The 20,957-nt window shown below is 59.9% G+C and carries 20 protein-coding genes; 6 read left to right on the forward strand and 14 right to left on the reverse strand.

The features are described 5' to 3' along the window. Positions 1 to 4: 4 nt before the first annotated feature. Positions 5 to 1,222 (reverse strand): glucose-1-phosphate adenylyltransferase, encoded by a 1,218-nt coding sequence (gene glgC / locus IM764_RS02430; protein ID WP_194186766.1) that lies wholly within the window; start codon positions 1,220 to 1,222, stop codon positions 5 to 7. Positions 1,223 to 1,342: 120 nt separating this feature from the next. Here glgC and glgA point away from each other — a divergent pair, with 120 nt between their 5' ends. Continuing rightward, positions 1,343 to 2,527 (forward strand): glycogen synthase, encoded by a 1,185-nt coding sequence (gene glgA / locus IM764_RS02435; RefSeq protein ID WP_194186767.1) that lies wholly within the window; start codon positions 1,343 to 1,345, stop codon positions 2,525 to 2,527. A 23-nt stretch (positions 2,528 to 2,550) separates the two neighbouring features. Then, positions 2,551 to 4,092: a hydrolase gene (locus tag IM764_RS02440; RefSeq protein WP_194186768.1), complete on the forward strand. Its 1,542-nt coding sequence runs from the start codon at positions 2,551 to 2,553 to the stop codon at positions 4,090 to 4,092. Here the strand turns inward: IM764_RS02440 and IM764_RS02445 are convergent. The 5 genes from IM764_RS02445 to dapE are packed head-to-tail and all read right to left on the reverse strand — an operon-like array spanning position 4,089 to position 8,864. Further along, positions 4,089 to 4,961 carry a methyltransferase domain-containing protein gene (locus IM764_RS02445; RefSeq protein ID WP_099297368.1) on the reverse strand — a complete coding sequence of 291 codons (873 nt, stop codon included), beginning with the start codon at positions 4,959 to 4,961 and terminating at the stop codon, positions 4,089 to 4,091. The two genes, IM764_RS02440 and IM764_RS02445, sit on opposite strands and share 4 nt — an antisense overlap. A 50-nt stretch (positions 4,962 to 5,011) precedes the next feature. Continuing rightward, complete coding sequence (locus IM764_RS02450; protein ID WP_194186769.1) at positions 5,012 to 6,469, reverse strand: M17 family metallopeptidase; 1,458 nt, start codon at positions 6,467 to 6,469, stop codon at positions 5,012 to 5,014. Next, positions 6,466 to 6,774, reverse strand: a complete 309-nt coding sequence (locus IM764_RS02455; RefSeq protein ID WP_099297372.1) for a DivIVA domain-containing protein — start codon at positions 6,772 to 6,774, stop codon at positions 6,466 to 6,468. Before IM764_RS02455 ends, IM764_RS02450 begins: the two co-directional genes overlap by 4 nt. A gap of 5 nt (positions 6,775 to 6,779) precedes the next feature. After that, positions 6,780 to 7,679 carry a TIGR00730 family Rossman fold protein gene (locus IM764_RS02460; protein ID WP_194186770.1) on the reverse strand — a complete coding sequence of 300 codons (900 nt, stop codon included), beginning with the start codon at positions 7,677 to 7,679 and terminating at the stop codon, positions 6,780 to 6,782. A 21-nt stretch (positions 7,680 to 7,700) separates the two neighbouring features. Further along, a complete protein-coding gene (gene dapE, locus IM764_RS02465) occupies positions 7,701 to 8,864 on the reverse strand; it encodes a succinyl-diaminopimelate desuccinylase (protein ID WP_099297376.1) in 1,164 nt (387 codons plus the stop codon). Between the two features lie 119 nt (positions 8,865 to 8,983). Here dapE and IM764_RS02470 point away from each other — a divergent pair, with 119 nt between their 5' ends. Further along, positions 8,984 to 10,399 carry an amino acid permease gene (locus IM764_RS02470; RefSeq protein ID WP_194186771.1) on the forward strand — a complete coding sequence of 472 codons (1,416 nt, stop codon included), beginning with the start codon at positions 8,984 to 8,986 and terminating at the stop codon, positions 10,397 to 10,399. Positions 10,400 to 10,451: 52 nt separating this feature from the next. Continuing rightward, a complete protein-coding gene (dapD, locus tag IM764_RS02475) occupies positions 10,452 to 11,435 on the forward strand; it encodes a 2,3,4,5-tetrahydropyridine-2,6-dicarboxylate N-succinyltransferase (protein ID WP_194186772.1) in 984 nt (327 codons plus the stop codon). Here dapD and IM764_RS02480 read toward each other — a convergent pair. From IM764_RS02480 to typA, 7 genes are all read right to left on the reverse strand, one after another. After that, positions 11,432 to 12,307, reverse strand: coding sequence for a pseudouridine synthase (locus tag IM764_RS02480; protein ID WP_228073260.1), 876 nt, complete (start codon positions 12,305 to 12,307; stop codon positions 11,432 to 11,434). The two genes, dapD and IM764_RS02480, sit on opposite strands and share 4 nt — an antisense overlap. 6 nt (positions 12,308 to 12,313) lie before the next feature. Then, complete coding sequence (gene dapC, locus IM764_RS02485; protein WP_194186773.1) at positions 12,314 to 13,450, reverse strand: succinyldiaminopimelate transaminase; 1,137 nt, start codon at positions 13,448 to 13,450, stop codon at positions 12,314 to 12,316. A 1-nt stretch (position 13,451) separates the two neighbouring features. Then, positions 13,452 to 13,772 carry a ferredoxin gene (fdxA, locus tag IM764_RS02490; protein WP_194186774.1) on the reverse strand — a complete coding sequence of 107 codons (321 nt, stop codon included), beginning with the start codon at positions 13,770 to 13,772 and terminating at the stop codon, positions 13,452 to 13,454. Positions 13,773 to 13,889: 117 nt separating this feature from the next. Continuing rightward, on the reverse strand, positions 13,890 to 14,348 hold the full coding sequence (locus tag IM764_RS02495) for a hypothetical protein (protein WP_099297388.1): 459 nt from the start codon (positions 14,346 to 14,348) through the stop codon (positions 13,890 to 13,892). Positions 14,349 to 14,353: 5 nt separating this feature from the next. Further along, positions 14,354 to 15,271, reverse strand: coding sequence for an N-acetyl-1-D-myo-inositol-2-amino-2-deoxy-alpha-D-glucopyranoside deacetylase (gene mshB, locus IM764_RS02500; RefSeq protein ID WP_312589032.1), 918 nt, complete (start codon positions 15,269 to 15,271; stop codon positions 14,354 to 14,356). Continuing rightward, positions 15,271 to 17,037 carry an ABC transporter family substrate-binding protein gene (locus IM764_RS02505; RefSeq protein WP_194186775.1) on the reverse strand — a complete coding sequence of 589 codons (1,767 nt, stop codon included), beginning with the start codon at positions 17,035 to 17,037 and terminating at the stop codon, positions 15,271 to 15,273. The genes mshB and IM764_RS02505 overlap by 1 nt, the downstream gene beginning before the upstream one ends. A 27-nt stretch (positions 17,038 to 17,064) precedes the next feature. Beyond that, positions 17,065 to 18,987: a translational GTPase TypA gene (gene typA, locus IM764_RS02510; RefSeq protein WP_099297392.1), complete on the reverse strand. Its 1,923-nt coding sequence runs from the start codon at positions 18,985 to 18,987 to the stop codon at positions 17,065 to 17,067. A 324-nt stretch (positions 18,988 to 19,311) separates the two neighbouring features. On the opposite strand from typA, the gene IM764_RS02515 reads away from it, so the two are divergent. Together IM764_RS02515 and IM764_RS02520 are read left to right on the forward strand one after the other, a co-directional pair. Beyond that, complete coding sequence (locus tag IM764_RS02515; RefSeq protein WP_099297394.1) at positions 19,312 to 19,986, forward strand: hypothetical protein; 675 nt, start codon at positions 19,312 to 19,314, stop codon at positions 19,984 to 19,986. 6 nt (positions 19,987 to 19,992) lie between these two features. After that, positions 19,993 to 20,547, forward strand: a complete 555-nt coding sequence (locus tag IM764_RS02520; RefSeq protein WP_099297396.1) for a DUF402 domain-containing protein — start codon at positions 19,993 to 19,995, stop codon at positions 20,545 to 20,547. Positions 20,548 to 20,630: 83 nt separating this feature from the next. Here the strand turns inward: IM764_RS02520 and IM764_RS02525 are convergent, their stop codons facing one another. Beyond that, positions 20,631 to 20,915, reverse strand: a complete 285-nt coding sequence (locus IM764_RS02525; protein WP_194186776.1) for a hypothetical protein — start codon at positions 20,913 to 20,915, stop codon at positions 20,631 to 20,633. Between the last annotated feature and the right edge of the window lie 42 nt (positions 20,916 to 20,957).

A 20,957-nucleotide genomic window follows, 5' to 3' on the forward strand; every position in this document is an offset into this window, starting at 1 on the left:
CAGGCTAGACCACTTCGTTCTTGCCCACGCACACCACTCCGCCTTGGGAGACGGTGAAGCGCTGCTCGTCGAGTTGACGATCCACGCCCACGATCTGCCCGTCGGTGATCTGCACGTTCTTGTCGATGATGGCGTGGCGAACCACCGCGCCCTTACCCACGCGTACGCCCGGCATGAGTACGCAGCCTTCGACGGTCGCACTGTCCTCCACGATCACGTTCTCTGAGATCACGCTGTTGCGCACGGTACCTGCAGAGATGATCGATCCTGCAGCCACCATGGAGGACTGGGCGATACCACCCTTGACGAACTTGGCGGGAGGCAAATTACCCGTCTCTGCGGTGTGAATCGGCCACTTCAGGTTGTAGAGGTTAAACACTGGGTGCACGGAGATCAGGTCCATATGCGCCTCGTAGAAGGCATCCACGGTTCCCACATCGCGCCAATAGCCCTTATCGCGTTCCGTCTCGCCCGGCACGTAGTTGTCTGAGAAATCGTAAACGTAGGCCTCTCCGCGGTCCACGAGCATCGGAATGATGTCTCCACCCATATCGTGGTTGGAGCTTTCATTTTCCGAGTCCTCCTTGAGCGCGTCAATCAGCGTCTGCGCGGTGAACACGTAGTTGCCCATGGAAGCAAAGGCCACGTTCTCATCATCCGGAACGCTCGGAGGGTCGGCAGGTTTTTCCAGGAATTGCTCGATGCGGTTGTCCTCACCTGCTTGGATCACTCCAAACGCCGTGGCTTCCACGCGAGGAACGCGCAGGCCCGCGACGGTGACTCCGGCGCCCGAGGCGATGTGTGCCTCGACCATCTGCTCTGGATCCATGCGGTAGACGTGATCCGCACCAAAGACGATGATGTATTCCGGCTGTTCGTCGTATACCAAGTTCAAGGACTGCAGGATGGCATCTGCGGAACCGGTGAACCAGCGGCGTCCCAACCGTTGCTGTGCTGGAACTGGGGTGATGTACTGCCCGGTCAAGCCAGACAACTGCCAGGACTGGGAGATGTGGCGGTCCAGCGAGTGACTCTTGTACTGGGTGAGCACGCAAATCTTGTGGTAGCCCGCGTTGACCAGGTTGGACAAGACAAAGTCAATGAGGCGGTAGTTGCCGCCGAAAGGCACGGCTGGCTTGGCGCGGTCTGCGGTGAAGGGATACAGACGCTTTCCCTCGCCGCCCGCAAGGACAATGGACAGAACGTTCGGAGTAGTCTTCACACCTCCTACGGTAGTGAGAATCAGTGACGTTCGCCGGACAACTTTTCGGGCTGCTCTCCCCGATCTACCCCAGCACTGATTGCACGGACAGGTCTGCGCCCGCGCACTACTGTGGGTTTTATGCGAATCGCGATGCTGACCAAGGAATATCCCCCAGAGATCTACGGTGGCGCTGGCGTACACGTCACAGAGTTGACTCGTTTCATGCGAGAACTCGAGCCCGTTGACGTGCATTGTATGGGCGCACCTCGCGATGAGCCCAACGTTTACGTGCACGGTGTGGATCCGGCTTTGGAGGAGGCGAATGCATCCCTGAAGACACTGTCTACCGGTCTGCGTATGGCCAATTCCTTGGGCGATGTAGACGTTGTTCACTCCCACACGTGGTACACCGGCTTGGGTGGCCATGTGGGCGGAAAACTGTGGGGAATCCCACACGTTGCTACTGCGCATTCGTTGGAGCCGCATCGCCCGTGGAAGCGCGAACAATTGGGTGGCGGTTACGAGGTGTCTTCGTGGTCAGAGAAGAACGCCATGGAACACGCGGATGCGGTCATCGCGGTATCCGCCAAGATGAAGCACGCCATCTTGGATGCCTACCCGGCAATCGATCCGGAGCGCATTCACGTAGTGCTCAACGGCATCGATTCTCAGCTCTGGCAGCCGCGGCCTACCTTTGCTGTCGCTGCTGAAGAAACCGGACGAAGTGTCTTAGGTGAGCTCGGCGTGGATCCGAACCGTCCCCTGATCAGCTTTGTTGGCCGCATTACTCGCCAGAAAGGTGTGCCCCACCTTCTCAAAGCAATCCGGCAGATGGATCCGGAGATTCAGGTGGTGCTGTGTGCCGGTGCTCCTGATACCCCGGAGATCGAGGCCGAGGTCACCGAGCTGGTACAAACGCTGCAGGCCGAGCGTGACGGCGTTCACTGGGTTAAGAACATGCTGGACAAGCGCTACTTGCAAGAGATCCTCACGGCCTCAGATGCGTTTTTGTGCCCGTCGATCTACGAACCGCTGGGCATCGTCAACCTGGAGGCCATGGCTTGTGGCACTGCTGTTATCGCCTCGGACGTCGGCGGTATTCCCGAGGTTGTCGTGGACGGGCAGACAGGAATCCTCTGCCACTACGAAGAATCCGATCCTGAAGGGTTCGAACGCAGTCTCGCCGAAGCCACCAACGCCCTCGTCGGGGACTCTGCCAAGGCCAAGGCATTCGGCGAGGCGGGGCGCGAGCGAGCCGTCACCACGTTCTCTTGGGAGAACATCGCTGAGCAAACCATCGAGGTCTACCGCTCCCTGATGTAAATTTCGCTGGTACAAAAGACGGTATGTCAACTTCCTCTGTTCAGCCCCAAGCAGAAACCTCCACCAGCCGTCCGGAACTTCACGTCACCGCGGAGCTGGGTGTTTTGGAAGCACCCGCTGGAGCGATAGTTGCCGATGGAAACCTCCACGTCTTCCACCAGTTCCGCCCCCGCGCGGACGAAGGATCCCGTTGGGCTCACCAAGTGGCCTCCGAGGTTCCTTATGACTGGGATGTTTGCGATGACGTGCTCACTCCTGCAGGCAACGAGGTGGATGTCCTCGCCGGTTCGTCCGTTTTGTTGTCCGCAGACCCTCAGGCGGCAGGCGCCGAGGACAACAATGCGGTGGAACTGTTCTTCGTGACGTCGACGCCAAAATCAACCGGTTCCGCTTCCCCTGATCTCTTGGGCAATCGCATCCACCACGGGGATCGGGGCGATCGTTCATTCCAGATTCAGCGCGCTTACATCCCCGATGTCGCAGACATGCTGGATGTGTCTGATGATCCGACCGAGGCGGATAGCCGGGTGGAGCGCTTGGGTGCTATCGATATCGATGACAGCGCCTACCCCATCGAGGACTTGGTGACTCCAAACGTCCTCTTTCACGAGGGATCCTGGCTAATGATCGCACTGAGCCTGTCCGGCGAGACCGATGCCGAGATCGTAGTACTTCGCTCAACTGACCGTCAGCACTGGAAGGTAGTGGGCCCGCTGCAGATTGCTGGTGAGGCCAATCTCCCGGCGGTGCGGCCATTCTCACCCCGCATGGTCTCCATGACGGACGAGTCCACGGGCGAGGTTCGCGACGTGCTGTTTGTGACATACCCAGAAACCAGTGGGTCGTCTGAGTCCACCGGCTATGTTGTGGGCACGCTCCAGGAAGCGGAATTCACGGTGTCCACTGCGTACACGGTGCTGGATCACGGTCACAATTTCACTCGGCCCCGCGTCATTTCCGGCGACCAACCGCTCCTCTTCGGACTGGTGGGCGCGCATCCAAATCTGGATAGCTTGTGGGCTAACTGCCTGACCTCCCCGCGCTATTTGAGCTTGGTGGACGGTCACGTCTACCAAGACATCGTGGGAGCACCTCGCGCAGTCAAGGGATACTCCGATCGCGCGGTCATTTGGACCGGCCAGTTGGATTGCACCGATGGATCAGTGACTGCGGACGTGGTGGACAAGGAAGGCAATGCCCTCGTGCACATCACGCACGACCAATCGTCTGTCTCCGTCACCCGCGGCGAGGACGATACTGTAACCGCTCAGCTTGGTGATACCAGCTCCTCCAGCTTGGCTATCTTCGTGGATGGCCCACTGTGCGAAGTCTTCGTGGATGGCGGCGCCACCTCCCTCACCAGCACCATCCCCGAGGGAGCGACGGACGTGCAGGTAGAAGTCTCCGGTGAAGCCAGCATCATCAATTCCATGGTCACCGTGGGGCAAGAGCTGCTGCTCACCCGGGTGGGCTTGGATTCCCCCGAAGCCCAGGAACGATTCATGGCAGAAGCGCTGGTCGCCGACCGCGAAGTTGCTGAAGGCTTGTTCTCCGAAGACGACTAGCGCAGCGGCTTCAAGCGCGTAATCGCGGCGCGCGCCGTGACTTCCATCGAGTCCGGCAGCTCCGCGATGCGCTCGCGCAGCACGTCCGGATGGATGTGACGGGCCGAAGGGCTCATCCCAATCTGCGCGGCGATGGATGCCTGATCCAAGTTCATCGTGAACTCAACGATCTGTGAGGACGCCACGGGCTCCAAGTGGCCAGATGCCTGGGCAATCATGCGCTCCACCTTGCCCTTTTCCACGTCGATGATGCCCAAAGGCTCGCGCAGCTCAGCCAGGTGGCCGGCATCCGCAGTTAGCACCACCACCTCGCCCTTCGGCGAGAGCACGCGCGCGAACTCAGCGGCGTTACGCGGAGCGAAGACTACCATGATCGCGTCGGTGCTGGAATCACGCAGAGGCAGCTGAGACCATGCGTCGGCAACAACGGCACCGACCCGAGGATGCGCCGAGGCTAAACGCTTCGCCGCCGCAGTGGAGACATCCAAGCCCACGCCGCGAGAGTTCTCCACCGTATCCAGAGTGTGCGAGAGGTAGTAGCCAGTACCTGCGCCCACCTCCACGATCGCAGGGCGAGCATCGGCGCCGAGGGCAGCATCGTCCAGCACCGCTTCCACGTTGTGCGTCACGCTCTCCACGAACGGCGCGAAGTGACCGCCAGACAGGAAGGTCTCGCGGGCATCGATCATCGAGGCATCGTCGCCCGAGTAGCGCAGCCCGGATCCGCCAACCAACGTGACATAGCCTTGGCGGGCGACGTCGTAGCTATGTCCTGATTCAGAGACCACCGTGCGCCATTGCTCATCGCCAGCAGACAAATCCGTTCCATCCACTGGATCGGCAAGCAAGTCAATGACATCCGAAAGCACCGGCTGCACTCCTTAGAAAGTAGTAATGATGGGGCGCTGGTGAAGAGCCTCTAATGTGACAACCACTGTACAAGAGTGCGCGCGGCGAATCCGGTTCCCACTGGGTTAACCTCATCGAAGGTAGATTCCGCCCGCCCGGGGCCGGCGATATCCAGGTGGATCAGTGGCGAATTGCGGGTAAACCGGCGCAGGAACATCGCCGCCGTGACAGCCCCTGGACCACTTGGCGCCTGCTTAACGTCCGCGACCTGGGAGTCCACGTTGTCCTCGAGGTAGTCCAGCATCGGCATCGGCCACCAGCGCTCGCCCACTGCAGCGCCTCGGCGCGCAACTTTCACGGCTCGCGACCACGTCGGTGCGAAAACAGCGCCCGTGCGGGTTCCCAGCGCCACCTTGGCCGCACCTGTGAGCGTAGCTACCGTCACCACGGTTGACGGGCGGAACTTCTTGCATCCGTAACTCAACGCATCGGCAAGAATCATCCGGCCTTCTGCATCCGTATTGGCCACCTCAGTGGTGATTCCACCGTAGTGCTCCACCACATCGCCCGGACGGTAGGAATTGCCGTCCACCATGTTTTCCGCAGCCGGAATCAGCGCCACGATCTTGCGAGGAACTTGGCGTTCCGCCAGCAGTTTGAATGCGGCAATCACGGATGCACCGCCGGTCATGTCGGTGCGCATCGTATCCATTCCCGACGCAGGCTTGATGCTAATTCCGCCAGTGTCGAAAGTGACACCCTTGCCCACCAACAGCACGGTGTTGCGGCGGCGCTTCTTGCCTACTTCTTCTGGGTCCCACACCAACTGGATCAGGCGAGGCGGACGCGTGGAGCCATTGCCCACCGCGAGGACTCCGCCGAAGCCCTTGGATTCTAGCCACTGTTCGTCGCGGATCTTGACCTTGACTCCAGCGACGTCACGGACAGCGCGCTTTGCCTGGTCAGCCAACCATTCTGGTGACTTGACGTTCGATGGGGTGTTGGCCAGATCGCGGCTGAGACACGTGGCTGTGCCCATGTCTACGCCTTCTTCCACCGCCCTGTTCATCGCATCCACGTTCAGCGCAGAGGCCGCAACGATATGGATGCTGCGCACTCGCGCTGGGCGCTTGCGATTGGTGCTGACAAAGGAATGTCCGCCGACGGTCAGGCCAATGGCCAGATTGCGTAGGTTCTGCGCACTGGTGGTGGCGGGCAGGGAGATTTGTACCACGTGCTTCTTGGCGCGCACTGGGTGGCCCTCGATGATGGTGTTGATACGTCGCACCAGCGAGGCGCCCGCTCCACGCCAGCCTTCCTCAAAGAATTCTGGATTATCGGAAAGATCCACTAGTTGCGTCGGCTCTTCATCAACACCGACCTCCCACGTACCGTCGGCTTGCAACTCCACACCGCGAGCACCGGGAACGATGCGCACATCAATGACCTCGCTGCCCTCAATCCGCGTGGAGGGCTCGCCGTAGGTCACGGTAGGAACGGGCTGGGGAATGCTGGGAATCGGGGTCATTGTGCTTCTCCTCGGATCTCGATCGCGGTGTCCCGCGCCTCGTACTCAGCCAGACGCGCCGAAATGCGGCGCAGATAGGCATCAACTTCCTGCTGGTTATAGCCTCGCACAGCGGTGGCGAATCTCACGTTGTCCACGCTATCTGCAGACACTGGGGCCTGCTCCAATTGTGCGCGGTGTTCTGGCTCCAACGGTCCTCGGGTGGCGGGAGGCAGATCCTCGCCGCGCCCGAAAGAGGTGGATAGCAGGTAGGTGAGCAATGCGCCCACCAAAACAGCTCCGCCGAAGGAAAACAACCAGTACATGGCTCTTAATCTACCTGCCGGTTAAAGCGATCGATCTCCCGGTCCAATTCGGCGGACTCTTGGCGCAGCTCCTCGCGACGCTCCAGGAGATCATCCATACGCTGCGCATGGGCCTGCACGCAGAAATCCACGGCCTCCTTCGGGTCATCGGTGACGAAAAACAGATCTGGGTCATCCGCGTTGATCATCTTCTCGTCCACCAGGCGGGCGCGAATCCAGTCCACCAGGCCGGACCAGAACTCGGTGCCGATGAGGATGATGGGGAAACGCTGGATCTTTTCGGTCTGCACCATGACCAGCGCTTCAAACATCTCGTCCAAGGTGCCGAACCCGCCCGGCAGGCAGATATATGCCTGGGAGTACTTGAGGAACATGGTCTTGCGCACGAAGAAGTAGCGGAAGTTTAGGCCCAGGTCCACCCAGTGGTTGAGCCCTTGCTCCATGGGCAGCTCGATGCCCAAGCCGATGGATAGACCGCCGGCTTCGCTTGCTCCGCGGTTGGGGGCTTCCATGAGCCCTGGTCCACCGCCGGTGATGGTGGCATAGCCTGCTTCCGCGATGAGCTTGCCCAGCTCCAAGCCGGTTTCGTAGTACGGGTGATCCGGCCTCACGCGCGCCGAGCCGAACACGGTGATGGCCTTGGGGATCTTGGCCAGAGCGCCGAAACCGTCCACGAACTCGGATTGAATACGCATGACGCGCCAGGGATCCGTGTGCAGCCAATCCACGCTGGTCTGCTCGCCCAAGAGGCGCTGGTCCGTGGTGGATTCCTGCTTGCTTCCCAGTTGGCTGCCGCGTAAGACAACCGGTCCACGTAGGCCAAATTCACTGCGGTTGTCCGACCGCTGGGCGTTGGAATCTTGGTCAAATTTCGGCTTGTCGTTCACTGATTTTTCCTCGTTCATGTTGGTGATTGTGTGCTCTGTCTAGGCAGTGGTGAGGAACTTCAGTAGCTGATCAGAAACGGTGGTTATCTGTTCCACGGGACACCGCTCATCCTTGGTGTGGGAAAGTCCTGGGTCGCCCGCCCCAAAGTTCACCGCAGGAATTCCCAGTTCGGTGAAGCAAGCAACGTCGGTCCATCCAAACTTTGGGTGGACTTGGCCTCCTGTGGCCTGCACCAGCGCCTGCGTGGCGGGCTGATCCAACCCGGGTAAGGCTCCGCTCGCCGTGTCATCAATCTCAATGGTGAATCCCTCTGCGGGATCTTCCGAGGTACCGATGCCGAGCACCTCGTAGGTGTGCGCGAGTGCTTCGTCCACCGTGCGGTTCGGGGCGAAGCGGAAATTGACGAAGGCCCATGCCTCGTCCGGGATGGTGTTGGTGGCCACTCCGGACTCTGCGACCACGAAGTTCAGCCCCTCGCGGTAGGTCAATCCGTCAATCTCCACTGCGGCAGCCTCATAGTCAGCCGCCCGCACCATGACGCGAGCTAGCTTGTGTAGGGCATTGTCACCCAGCCAGCTGCGTGCTGAATGGGCGCGCTGGCCGTGGGCGGTGACGCGCAAACGCAGCGTGCCTTGGCAACCCGCCTCGATCTGTGCGTTGGAGGGCTCTCCCAGCAGCGCCACGGAACCATCAAAGAGCTCCGGGTTAGTGCGGACCAACCGGTGCAACCCGTTGTACTTGGTGGAGACTTCCTCGCACTCATAGAGCACCAGGGTGAGGTCCCGTCGCAGATCTGGAGAATTCGCCAGCGTGGCAAATGCGTGAATGTAGCAGGCTGCGCCGGACTTCATATCCACGCTACCCAGGCCGAACAACGTCTCCTGGCCGGTTTGTTCGTCCACTCCGATGCGCGAAGGCAGGTTGTTAGCAGGCGGCACGGTATCGATGTGCCCGGCGAGGATCACACGGTCGCCGAGGTCACGCTGCGTGCGGGCGATAATCGTGTGTCCTTGCCGAACCACCTCAACCTCTGGGATCTCCCGCAAGGCGGTCTCGAGGACATCGGCAATGACCTGCTCATTGTGGGATTCACTGTAGATATCCACGAGCGCTGCGGTGAGCGAGATTGGGTCATCCGTCAATGTCAGAGATCCGGTGCCACGGAACTGATGATAATCGGTTGGTTGCTCATTAGTAGCCATCGGGTTTCATCGTATAGATAAGCCAGACATCGCACATGGGTGACAGTGTGCCCCCGAATTTTTTGCGCGAAAACCTAACTTTTCCTTCAACGTCCTGCTCGTGTGCGACAATTCTCGCTATGACTACACCTACAGCAGAGTCTCGCGGGCAACTTGGCCACGGTCTAAAGACTCGACACCTCACAATGATGGGCTTGGGATCTGCCATCGGCGCGGGCCTCTTCCTCGGCACCGGCGTTGGTATCCAAGCCGCAGGTCCGGCAGTTCTCCTGTCTTATATCGTCGCCGGCATTCTGGTGATCTTCGTGATGCAAATGCTCGGGGAGATGGCGGCTGCTCGTCCGGCCTCAGGCTCCTTCGCCACCTACGGCCGTCTGGCCTTCGGTGACTGGGCCGGATTCTCCCTCGGCTGGCTGTACTGGTTCATGCTGATCATGGTGATGGGTGCGGAAATCACCGGCGCTGGCGCCATCATGGGTGAATGGTTCGGAGTCCCCGGCTGGATTCCCGGCTTGGTCGCCGTCTGCTTCTTTACCGTGATCAACCTGGCCGCCGTGCGCGGTTTCGGCGAGTTTGAGTACTGGTTCGCCTTCATCAAGGTGGCCGTATTGGTTCTGTTCCTCATCATCGCCGCAGGTCTGCTGTTCGATCTCTTCCCGAACTATGAGTCCCCGGGCATGTCCAACTTTGAAAACTTCATGCCGAACGGCATTTCCGGCCTGGCTGTCGGCTTGCTAGCCGTGGCGTTTGCTTTCGGCGGCATCGAGATCGTCACCATCGCCGCTGCTGAGTCCGAAAAGCCCGGCGAGTCCATTGCGGCTGCTGTGCGCGCCGTGATCTGGCGCATCTCCGTGTTCTACTTGGGCTCCGTGTTCTTCATCGCTGCGCTACTGCCTTCCGACTCTCTGGGCGAAGCATCCAGCGCTGCCGAGTCTCCCTTCACCCGCATCTTGGCGTTCGCTGAGATCCCTGGTGTGGTCCGCTTCATGGAGATCATCATCGTGATCGCGTTGCTGTCCGCGTTCAACGCTCAGATCTACGCCACCTCGCGTTTGGTCTACAGCTTCTCCCACCAGGGCTTCGCACCGAAGTTCTTCCAGAAGCTCAATTCTTCCCGCGTTCCAACCCTTGCGGTCATCTCTTCCCTGGTGTTCGGCTTCCTGTCCGTGGCTCTGCAGGTATGGGGACCGTCCAACCTCATCGGCGTACTGTTCAACGCTGTGGGTGGCTCTCTGCTGGTGATCTGGGCCATGATCACGCTCTCCGCAATCCGCTTGCGCCCACAGTTGGAAGCGGCTGGCCCCATGCCAGTACGCATGTGGGGCTATCCAGTTCTGCCGTGGATCACGTTCGTCATGGTTCTCGGCTTGGGACTGCTCATGCTGTGGGATGAAAGCGCTCGCATGCAGGTGCTCACGGTCGCTGTGGTCTTCGTAGCCCTGTCTGCTCTGGGCTGGCTCATCACCCGCGGGCGCACGGCTCCGGCCTACGATGATTCGCTTTCGGACCGCGTAGACACCTCCGCCACCTCTTAAGCGACCACCTCCCAGACGTCCCTGTCTCGAACATTCTGTAGGATTTCCCACTATGACAGCTGCAATTGGTAATGGATTCGCAACTCTGACCGAGCAGGGCACAGTCCTGGATGCGTGGTACATCAACTTTGATCTCACGGACAGCCCCGAGGGCTCCGTGGGATCCACCGAGGTGGAGCCTTCTGAGATCGACCCACAGCTGGCTGAGCTGGCTGGTGTGGATGAGGTTCGCCAGGTTCGCCGCGTTGCCGTGCGTACCGTCATCGCTGATATCGACGCAGCACCTGCCGATGCCTACGATGCCTACCTTCGTCTGCACCTGATCTCCGGTCGCAAGCTGCAGCCGCATGGATGCAACCTGGACGGCGTTTTCGGCCTGCTGACCAACGTCGTGTGGACCAATCACGGACCGTGCGCCGTGGAGGGCTTCGAGACCACCCGTGCGCGCCTGCAGGCTTCGCGCGGTGCTGTGAGCGTGTACTCCATTGACAAGTTCCCTCGCATGGTGGATTACGTAGTCCCCACCGGCGTGCGTATTGGCGATGCAGACCGCGTTCGTCTCGGCGCTCACCTGGCTGAGGGCACCACCGTGATGCACGAGGGCTTTGTGAACTTCAATGCCGGCACGCTCGGCTCCTCCATGGTGGAAGGCCGCATTTCCGGCGGCGTTGTAGTGGGTGACGGCTCCGACATCGGCGGTGGCGCGTCCATCATGGGCACCCTGTCCGGTGGCGGCAAGCAGGTCATCTCCGTGGGCCAGGGCTGCCTGTTGGGCGCTAACTCCGGCGTAGGAATTTCCTTGGGTGACAACGTGACCGTAGAGGCTGGTCTCTACCTCACCTTCGGCACCAAGGTCACCGCTCGCGGCATCATCGCCGAGGAAGCAGACGTGGAAGACGGCGGCCTGGTCAAGGCCTCCGAGCTCTCCGGCAAGTCCAACATCTTGTTCCGCCGCAACTCTGTTTCCGGCGCTGTGGAGGCCGTTCCTGCAGCAGGCCTCGGCGTGCAGCTCAACGCTGACCTGCACAAGAACTAAATTTCCCAACTCCCGAGCTGACCATCGGGAAGCTTCAGCTCCAGCCGCACTGCCCGCAGCTGGAGCTTTTTCGCGTCTGCATCCCAGAGGTCTGCGTCACGCACGTGGGGATATGTGTCATCGCCAGCAATCGGCATGCCCAGATGATTCATGAGCACGCGCAGCTGGTGCGTGTGCCCCGTGCGTGGCTCCAACGCGAACTCCCTGTCCCCCACTCGTGTCACCCACGTCTCGGTCATCTTTCCATTTGGGTGCACGCTCACGTGCGGGTTTCCTTTGTCCTTGCGCATTGGGAGGGTCACCCTCGTTCTTTTTCCCGACGCCACCGCTGCCCCCACGTCCGTCCTCGTGCCCAGCACTGTGTCCACGTCCACTTCGGTTCGCGCTCGGTAACACTTGGACACTTCATGCCTTTGGAATTGGGTTTGTAGGAATCCGCGGGTGGGTTGGCGTCGAGAAAAAAGAAGAAGACCACCCGTCAACCGATCCAGGCGGTGCGCGGCGACCAGATCTGGCTCCTCGCGCCTAATGCGCAACAGGGTCTGCGCGGTGGCTCGCATGAGGCGCCCGTTCGGTGTGGAGGGCAGGCCGTGGGGCTTGTCCACCACCAGCACGTCCGGAGTTTCGCCGACGATGGGGGCATCACTGTTGAGCAGGTGCGGGGGCTCGTCGCCGGTGGTGGGATGAAACCAGGCGGGAATCGGATGTCCCAGAGGGGTGCCGGGTTCCAAAGGCTCGCCGGGGGCAAAGGGAGAGTCCCCGGCTGCAGCGGCCAGGTAGGCCACGCCGTCGTCCGGGACGCAGCCGGAAAGCTTCACTCGCTGGGCGGAAATACCCTGTCGAGGAGTGGGCGACCAGCGCTCAAGAGGCATCGGAGTTTAGCGGGAAGCCGCCCCGAAGGCCTCTGCAATGCGTGTGGCGGCGGCCTCGATCTGCTGATCGGTGGCAGTCAGGCCGACACGCACATACTGGGCGCCATTCGGGCCATAAAACTCGCCTGGAGCACAGAGAATGCCGATCTCCGCCAAACGGGACACGGTCTCCCGGCCGTCGCGGCCTTCTGTGGCCCACAGATACAAGCCCGCCTCGGAGTGTTCGATGGTGAATCCGGCCTCGGTCAGGGCAGAACGCAGGATCTCGCGGCGGTGCCGGTAGAGCTCCTTCTGCAGCTGCTCGTGGCCATCTTCCTCCAGCGCGGCCACCATGGCGGCCTGGATGGGGCCGGGGTTCATCAGGCCAGCGTGACGGCGCACTTCCAACAGCTCCTGAATGAGCTGCGGATCGCCCGCCAGCCAACCAGCGCGGTAGCTGGCCATGTTGGACGTCTTGGACAGGGAATGCACGGCGATGAGGTTGGTGAAATCTCCGTCGCAGACCTCTGGATCCAGAATGGAGCGCGGACGCTCCCTTTCCCAGCCGAGCCCCAAATAGCACTCGTCTGAAACCACTATGGTGCCGCGTTCGCGGGCGAACTCCACCATCTTGCGCAGGTGCTCCACACCCAAAACCTTGCCGTGCGGGTTCGCCGGGGAGTTGAGGTAGAACAGCGCTGGCGCAGAAGGCCCCAAACGAAGGGTGGAATCGCTCCGCGTCACCTCGGCACCCGCGAGCTTCGCGGAGACCTCATAGGTGGGATATGCCAGCTCAGGGATAACCACCTGGTGACCCTCGCCCACACCCAGGAGGGTAGGAAGCCAGGCGATGGCTTCCTTGGTGCCGATCACCGGCAGGACGTGCTGATCCGCGTCCAGTCCCGTCACGCCAAAACGGCGCTCCATCGCTTGAGCAGTGGCTTGGCGCAAGCGAGGCGTTCCCTTGGTCTGCGGGTAACCCGGCACCGCCGCTGATTCCGCGAGTGCCAACTGAATGTTGGGAGCTACAGGATCAATAGGTGTACCTACGGACAGGTCGATGAGACCTTCCGGGTGAGCCTTCGCCGCTGCGGTGGCCTCTGCCAAGGAGTCCCACGGGAAATCTGGCAGCCGTTGGGATACAGGGACGCGGGACTGGGCCATGCTACTCGGCCTGGGGAGGAAGCTTGGCGATCAGCTCGGCGTCGAAGTCCTGAGGACCCAACTTGGCCGCACCGCCCGGGGAACCGAGATCGTCGAAGAACGCCGCGTTGGCGTCGTTGTACTCTTCCCACTCCTCGGGCACATCATCTTCGTAGAAGATGGCCTCAACGGGGCAGACTGGCTCACAAGCACCGCAGTCCACGCACTCGTCTGGGTGGATGTAGAGCATGCGCTTGCCCTCGTAGATGCAATCGACGGGGCATTCTTCAACACATGCGCGGTCCAAGACGTCCACACAAGGCTGCGCAATGGTGTAGGTCATCGTCGTTTACCGACCTTTCTTTCGCTGAGCGTTTCGCAAAAGTGATTCGTCACTCCGTTCAGAGTCACCTGAACAGATCTGTCTATTTAGTGTATACCGCAATTTTAAACCAGTGTCCTATTGTTCCACCGTAGGGGGGTCAAAGGAAAACCGAGTTAACAGGGGCAATGATCCACCCACCATGCCAAAGATCATCAGCAGCATGGACCACAGCGAGCCCGGCACCACGGTATCTCCACCTAATGGAAGAGCTGGCCACGCGGCGAGGATCACAAACCCGCCCACCCAGGCGGCCAGAGGAATTCCGGCGATCAGCTTATTCTCGGTCCACAGCAACGCCGTGGAGCTCAAGACATACAGCATGAACGGGGCAAAGAGGATCGGCCAGGGAACAGGAATATTGACCGACCCAAACGTCATACGAGTCCCGATGTACAGCACACACACGAACAGGCAGAACAGTGCGCCGATGGTCAGCCACGCGATGCCAGAAATCCGCTCGGCCTGAGTGGTGTCACGTCGTACCTGGGATTTCGTTGGATGCCCCCAGTTGGGTTCGTCTGTCTCTATGCTCATGACGCCTAAAACCGATCGATTCCAAGTTGTTGGACGGAATAGTCTTGGCTGATTCCCTCCGCGGTATATCCCACTGAATAGCATTCGGTATCCAGCAGCGGTTGGGCAATCAAATTACTCAGCGCCCACAGCATTGGCGAACCCTCTGGTACTGCAACGGTATGGGGCTGCGCCGGGCTGGGTTGTCCGTCCGCGAACCAGACCTGTGTGGCGTGCGCCCGCATGGCGCGATGCTTGGTTGCTACGTCCGCTGAACTTCCCTGCACTCGCAGCGACGTCTCGGACTTATCTACGCTGGCGATGTCTCCGTCCGCAGGAGCACTCCACTCCTCCGGAACGTGTGCTCCCTGCATACCGTCCTGCACATCCTGAGTCACGGTACGAGGCCACAAGATCTGCTTAACCGACGGCACACCCCCATCACTGACTGCCGCGTGCGTGATCTTGTGGGCACGAATGTGATCCGGGTGGCCGTAGCCGCCATCCGGCGCATATGTCAGCACGATGTCTGGCTGTATGCGCTGCAACGCAGTAGTCAGGTGCTCGACTTGATGGTGGAATGCTTCCCCATCCTCCGGGTTGGCAAAGGCACCGGCGCGTTGTATTGAGTCAGAACCGGCCATGCCGGAATCTTTCCACCGGCCCACTCCGCCCAGGAAATCCGGCTGTGGCTGCGCACCCAAGGCTTCCAGTGCTCGCTCCAGCTCCGCAATGCGATAACCGCCGAGCAGCCCGGTGTGTTCTTCCACCAGTGCTTGGTAATCGCCAATGACTTCGCCCTGCTCCCCCATCGTGCAGGTCACCACGTGGGTGCGCGCCCCGCGCCGCGCTAACTGTGCGAGCAGTAACCCCGTCCAAATGGACTCGTCATCTGGATGGGCATGCACCGCCACCACCGTCAGATTGTGCAGGTCTTGTGACACTACTGCTCCCCTTCCAAAGATTCGCTCGATTCATCCAAATTGAGCTTCTTCCAATCCGGTGCGGAGACCATCACGCCGCTCAAAGGATCCGCCGCCCACTGTTCGAGCGCAGGAGCAGCTCCTTCGATCGCCGGGCCTGTGGCCACCACTTGCGTATCCCGCACCAAGGGGACCACGACGTTGGCCTGCGCAATGCGCTCATTGAGCTTGTCTTGCTGAGCGGCGAAGGCCGTTTTTCCTTCGATAGTGTCCAACAGACCCTGATACAGCTCTTCACTGCAGTAGCCAGTGATGTTTCCGGACAATGGAATGAGACTATTCCGCTCCGCATCCGCACCCTCAGTGCTAGTTCCGCCCTGCTTCGGTGAGCAATAGAACTGGTTGAAGTAATCCGTGCTGCTCTCTGGGGTCTTCTGCCAACTCACTACGGCATCCACGGTTCCCTCAGGAATATCCTTAGCAAACAGTTCCGCTTCGTCTTTCGTCACCACGCGAGTAGTGATACCTGCGGAGTTCAACTGATCGGCAGCCACGCGTGCTGCTGCCACGGCCCGATCGTCGTCCGACGGTGCACCGATAACTACCGCCCCGTCGCCGCTGAGGCTACCGAGGGCACGCGCGGGGTCATTCGTTTGCTCATTCGTCGATTCCGTCGCCGCACCTCGGACCGCAGCCGCCTCAATCGGCGGGTTCGCTGGCCGGACCGTGTGGGTACTTTCCGTGGCTATCTGCGCGATGCGGTCTGGGTTCAATGCCTGCATGATCCGTGCGCGATAATCAGTCATAGCCATAGTTGAGCTGTGGGTATTCAACAAAAAGCTCAAATCCACGTGACGTTCAATAGCTCGATATTGCACGCCCGGAATCGATTCGAGGGCAATGGTGCTGATATCGCTGGGCTCCGAGACCATCATCTCGATCTGGCCGGTACGCAGCATCTGCATGCCCGTCGGAAGATCCGGAATCCGATCGAAAATGAGCCGGTCCGTGGCCGCGGGAGTATCCCCCCAGAAGCGGTCGTTCCGGCGCAGTTCAATGCGTCCGCGGCCTTCATCGATGCTGGTGACGGCATACGCGCTGGCAGAAGCAGCCAAATTACCGTCCATCATCGTGGCAAACGGCTGATTCTCAGCACCGTAGATATGGCTGGGCAGCAGATGCCGAAACAGCGACTGCCACCCAGCAAACGGTTGGCTAAACGTCACTTCGATCTTCCCGCCGGACACCGGCTCGATGGACTTGATCAGTTCATACGAGGCAGCTTCAGCCGTGGAAGGATTCTGCACGATCTGCTGGCGGAGATAGCGGAAATCGCTAACGTTTACCGGCGTGCCGTCTGACCACTGAGCCGACGTGTTCAGCTGATAGGTGACCTTTATAGGAGTCTGTGGATCGTTGGGAGTCACACTTAGAAGCAGATCAGAGTTCATCTCCCACGCGCCGTCGCGCAGGTTGTGAGTGCTGGGCAGAGTGAGATCTGCGATGCCCATCACCGTGGCACTAACATTGCCCGTCAGGTGCGGGTTGAGATTGCCGGTAAACGAGCCGATGCCCACATGCAGCTGCAGGTCATCTTTATCGGGAGGAGCTGTCGGCGGTGCGGATTCAGCGGTCGAATCCACCTGCTCAACAGTCGGAGCGTCACCGGGATTAGCTTGGCAGGCAGCAAGCATGACGGCCAGAAGTGGCGTCGCTAAGAAAACACCACGTCGTCGCCAGCTCACCCGAGCCTCTGCTCGCCCACCGTCACCAAAAAACGCTCCCACGCGCGTCTCACCTGCCGCTATGTCGCTTTAGGACTGAGCGGCCTGGTTGCGCTGCTTCTCGCGAGAACGAGCACGACCACGCTCGGTAGCGTTCAGAATCACCTTGCGGACGCGCACGGTGTCTGGAGTTACCTCAACACACTCGTCAACACCACAGAACTCCATGGCCTCTTCCAAGGTCAGGTTCTTAGCCTTGGCCAGCGTCACGGTGGCATCAGCCGTTGCGGAACGCATGTTGGTAAGCTTCTTTTCCTTCGTGATGTTGATGTCCATGTCCTCATCACGGTTGTTGGCGCCCACGACCATGCCCTCGTATGCATCGACGCCAGGCTCAACGAAGAACGAGCCTCGGTCAGCCAGCTGCATGAGTGCATATGCGGTGATCTGACCGGTGCGGTCTGCCACCAGGGATCCAGAGGCGCGATCCTTGATCTCGCCTGCCCACGGCTGGTAGCCAGCGGAGTAGTTGTTGGCGATGCCGGTGCCGCGGGTTTCGGTCATGAACACGGTACGGAAACCAATCAGGCCACGCGCAGGCACGATGAAGTGCATGCGGATCCAGCCGGAGCCGGAGTTGTCCATGCTCTCCATGCGGCCCTTGCGGGCGGCCATCAGCTGGGTAACTGCACCGAGGTGCTCTTCTGGCACGTCGATGATTAAGTTCTCGTATGGCTCGTGCAGGGTGCCGTCGATGGTGCGGGTAACCACCTGTGGCTTACCCACGGTCAGCTCGAAGCCTTCACGTCGCATGGTCTCCACGAGCACTGACAGTGCCATTTCGCCACGGCCCTGGACTTCCCAGGCATCCGGACGGTCGGTGGGGAGAACGCGGATGGACACGTTACCGATGAGCTCTTGGTCCAGGCGAGCCTTAACCACGCGGGCGGTGAGCTTGTCGCCGCCACCCTTTCCGGCCATCGGGGAGGTGTTCACACCGATGGTCATGGAGATAGCTGGCTCATCCACGGTGATGCGTGGCAGCGCCTGAGGATCTTCTGGATCGGCCAAGGTATCACCGATCATGACGTTATCGATGCCAGAGATTGCGGCGATGTCACCGGCGATAATTTCCTCAGCAGGGATTCGGGTCACACCGACGGTACGCAGCAGCTCTGCGATCTTGGCGGTCTTAATGTGTTGGTTGCCTTCATCGTCGTAGTGAATCCATGCAACCTGCTGGCCCTTGCGGAGCTTGCCCGCGAAAATGCGGACCAAGCCGATTCGTCCCAGGAAGGACGAGGAATCCAGGTTGGTGACGTGTGCTTGCAGAGGAGCGTCGATGTCTGCAGAAGGCTCTGGGAGGACATCGTAGAGAACGTTGAACAGTGGCTGCAGGTCCTCAGAATCGGGGACGTTGCCGTTGCCTGGGTTTTCGGTGGAGGCCTTGCCTTCGCGACCGGAAGTGTAGAGCACTGGCAGATCCAGCAGCTTCTCGGCTGCAAGGGCTGCGTCTTCGTCCTCGAGGGTAGAGGCCAGCTCCAGCAGCAGGTCCTGCGCTTCTTCCACCACATCGTCGATGCGCGCATCCGGACGGTCAGTCTTGTTCACGCAGATGATCACGGGAAGCTTGGAGGCAAGTGCCTTGCCCAGCACAAAGCGGGTCTGAGGCAACGGGCCTTCAGATGCGTCCACCAGCAGAACCACGCCGTCCACCATGGACAGCGCGCGCTCCACCTCGCCGCCGAAGTCGGCGTGGCCTGGGGTGTCGATCACGTTGATGATCAGATCCTGACCATCCTTGCCGGCTCCCTTGCGACGGATGGCGGTGTTCTTGGCAAGGATCGTGATGCCCTTTTCCTTTTCCAAGTCACCTGAGTCCATCACACGATCTTGCACTTCACCGTGGGAGTCGAATGCTCCCGACTGGTGCAACATGGCGTCCACGAGGGTGGTTTTGCCGTGGTCAACGTGTGCGACGATGGCGACATTACGGAATTCAGTGAGGGTCACAGATCCAAAACTTCCTGATAGCTAAAGCGGGTAACGGTTAAATGCTACTCTCTTCCGCCCCAAACCTCTCATCCGGAGCATCACGAAGAGGTAATTGTCAGGGGAATTCAGGAAAACCTACGGGAATTTACCGTTTCGCTACAGTTGTAGTTTTAGTAGTGATACCATATTGCCATAGCAACGAAGGTTGTTATCAATGTGACATTTGTTACTGGTGTGACTATTGTTAATTCGCGATATGTCATTTGAGCTGCACATTTGCTCAGCACTAGCGCGAATTCATACGCTTTACCCACGATTTTCAAAGGACATGAAAGGTTGACCGTGGCTATTTCACGACGCACCTCACGAGCAGTCGCTTCCATCACCACTGCTATCGCCCTGGCCGTTCCCACCCTGTTTGCCCCGGCAACCGCTGCAAGCCCACTCGATGAACTGGGTCGCCCCAACGAGCAGATCCTCACCCAGATGGAAAACCTGGCTGAGAATCCAGCGACCCCAGAGAGGCTGCAGCCAATCCTGAAGCGCCTGGTTGGCTTCTTCCGTGGCGATGGCGAGCCTGGCGTCGACATCCCACAAAACGGCCCTGTGTTCACCCAGTTTGGATGGCCAACCATCGCCGGTTCCTGCATCGACGGCAAGAACAACGCCGTCGGCACCGCAGCCGCCGTGCCTGGCCCTGCCGCACTGCCACTGCCCGGCGTGGGTCGCGGCGAAGTCAACTTCGTCTTCACTGCCCTGGGCACCGGAACCGTCGCTCAGCGCCAGACCACCCAGATGAACGTCCAGTGGGTCAACATCAACAACGGTCGCATGGGCACCACCCGCTTGGGCTACAACGGCATCAACCCTAAGGGTCCGGCAACCGTCAACGGCGCAGCCAAGACTGGCAGCGGCACCGTGCTGGCTGTCGTTACCGGTGGCGTGACCACCAACAATGACAACGGCCCTTCGAACTGCAACTTCCTGCCTACCGCAGCAATCATTCCAGTTCGCTAAGCACCCATGGCCGATCTGCACCCAGTCAAGCTGGAGTCATTTCAGATCGCCGAGCAGGTCAACGTAGACCCCAAGGGGTTTACTCACCCCGTGGATCAGTTTTCGATCCAGCGGGGCGCTTTGTATATGGCGCGGCCGGCTGATCATCCTCGATTCCACTATCTAGAATCCTGGCTCTACCCGAGTCTGGATATCCGCGTGACCTGGTTTCACTTTCGCGAACAGGCCCGCAAGGATGTGCCCACCCAGGAGATGTACGTAGACATCGCCACGGTGGACAATTCCGATCCAGACAATTGGACAACGCGGGACCTCTACATCGACGTGGTCACACATCGTGGCGGAAGGTTGGAAGTGCTAGATCTCGACGAGCTGGGCCTTGCGCTCGCCGCCGGATACATAGACGCCGAAGAGGGCAACCGAGCGCTACACGCCACCCAGCAGCTGTTGGACGGCATTAATACCCACGGCAATCTCCACTCGTGGCTATCGCGGCATGATTACCCGCTGGCCTGGCACCAGGACATTCCCCGCGAGTCCGACCACCCACCCAAGCCGTAATTCGATCGACTCGCCGAACACAAAAATAGCCGGCCTATCCACAGCGACTTGCTGCAGATAGGCCGGATTTGTGCGTTGAGCTATTAGCCAGCAGAGCCTAGGATGGAAGGCAATGACAGGCCGCAGATGTTCTGGTCACCATTGCTGGAGCCCAACTCAGGAGCGAAATCGCCGAAGCTGGAGCCGAAGTTCTGATCACCGAAGGAAGAACCAAAGTTCACGTCACCAACGGTCTCAGGACCAACCTGAACGTCTACCGGAGGCAGCTGAGGAGCGGGAGGCAACTGGAACAGCGGGCCGGTGATCTCGAGGAACAGGTCCTTGATTGGACCGGAGACAATTTCCTGGATTTCGAGGATGAGAGACATTGTGTACTTCCTGTCAAAATATGAACGGTATAAACATTTATC

Source organism: Corynebacterium sp. ED61 (assembly GCF_015233855.1).
Taxonomy (GTDB): Bacteria; Actinomycetota; Actinomycetes; order Mycobacteriales; family Mycobacteriaceae; genus Corynebacterium; species Corynebacterium dentalis.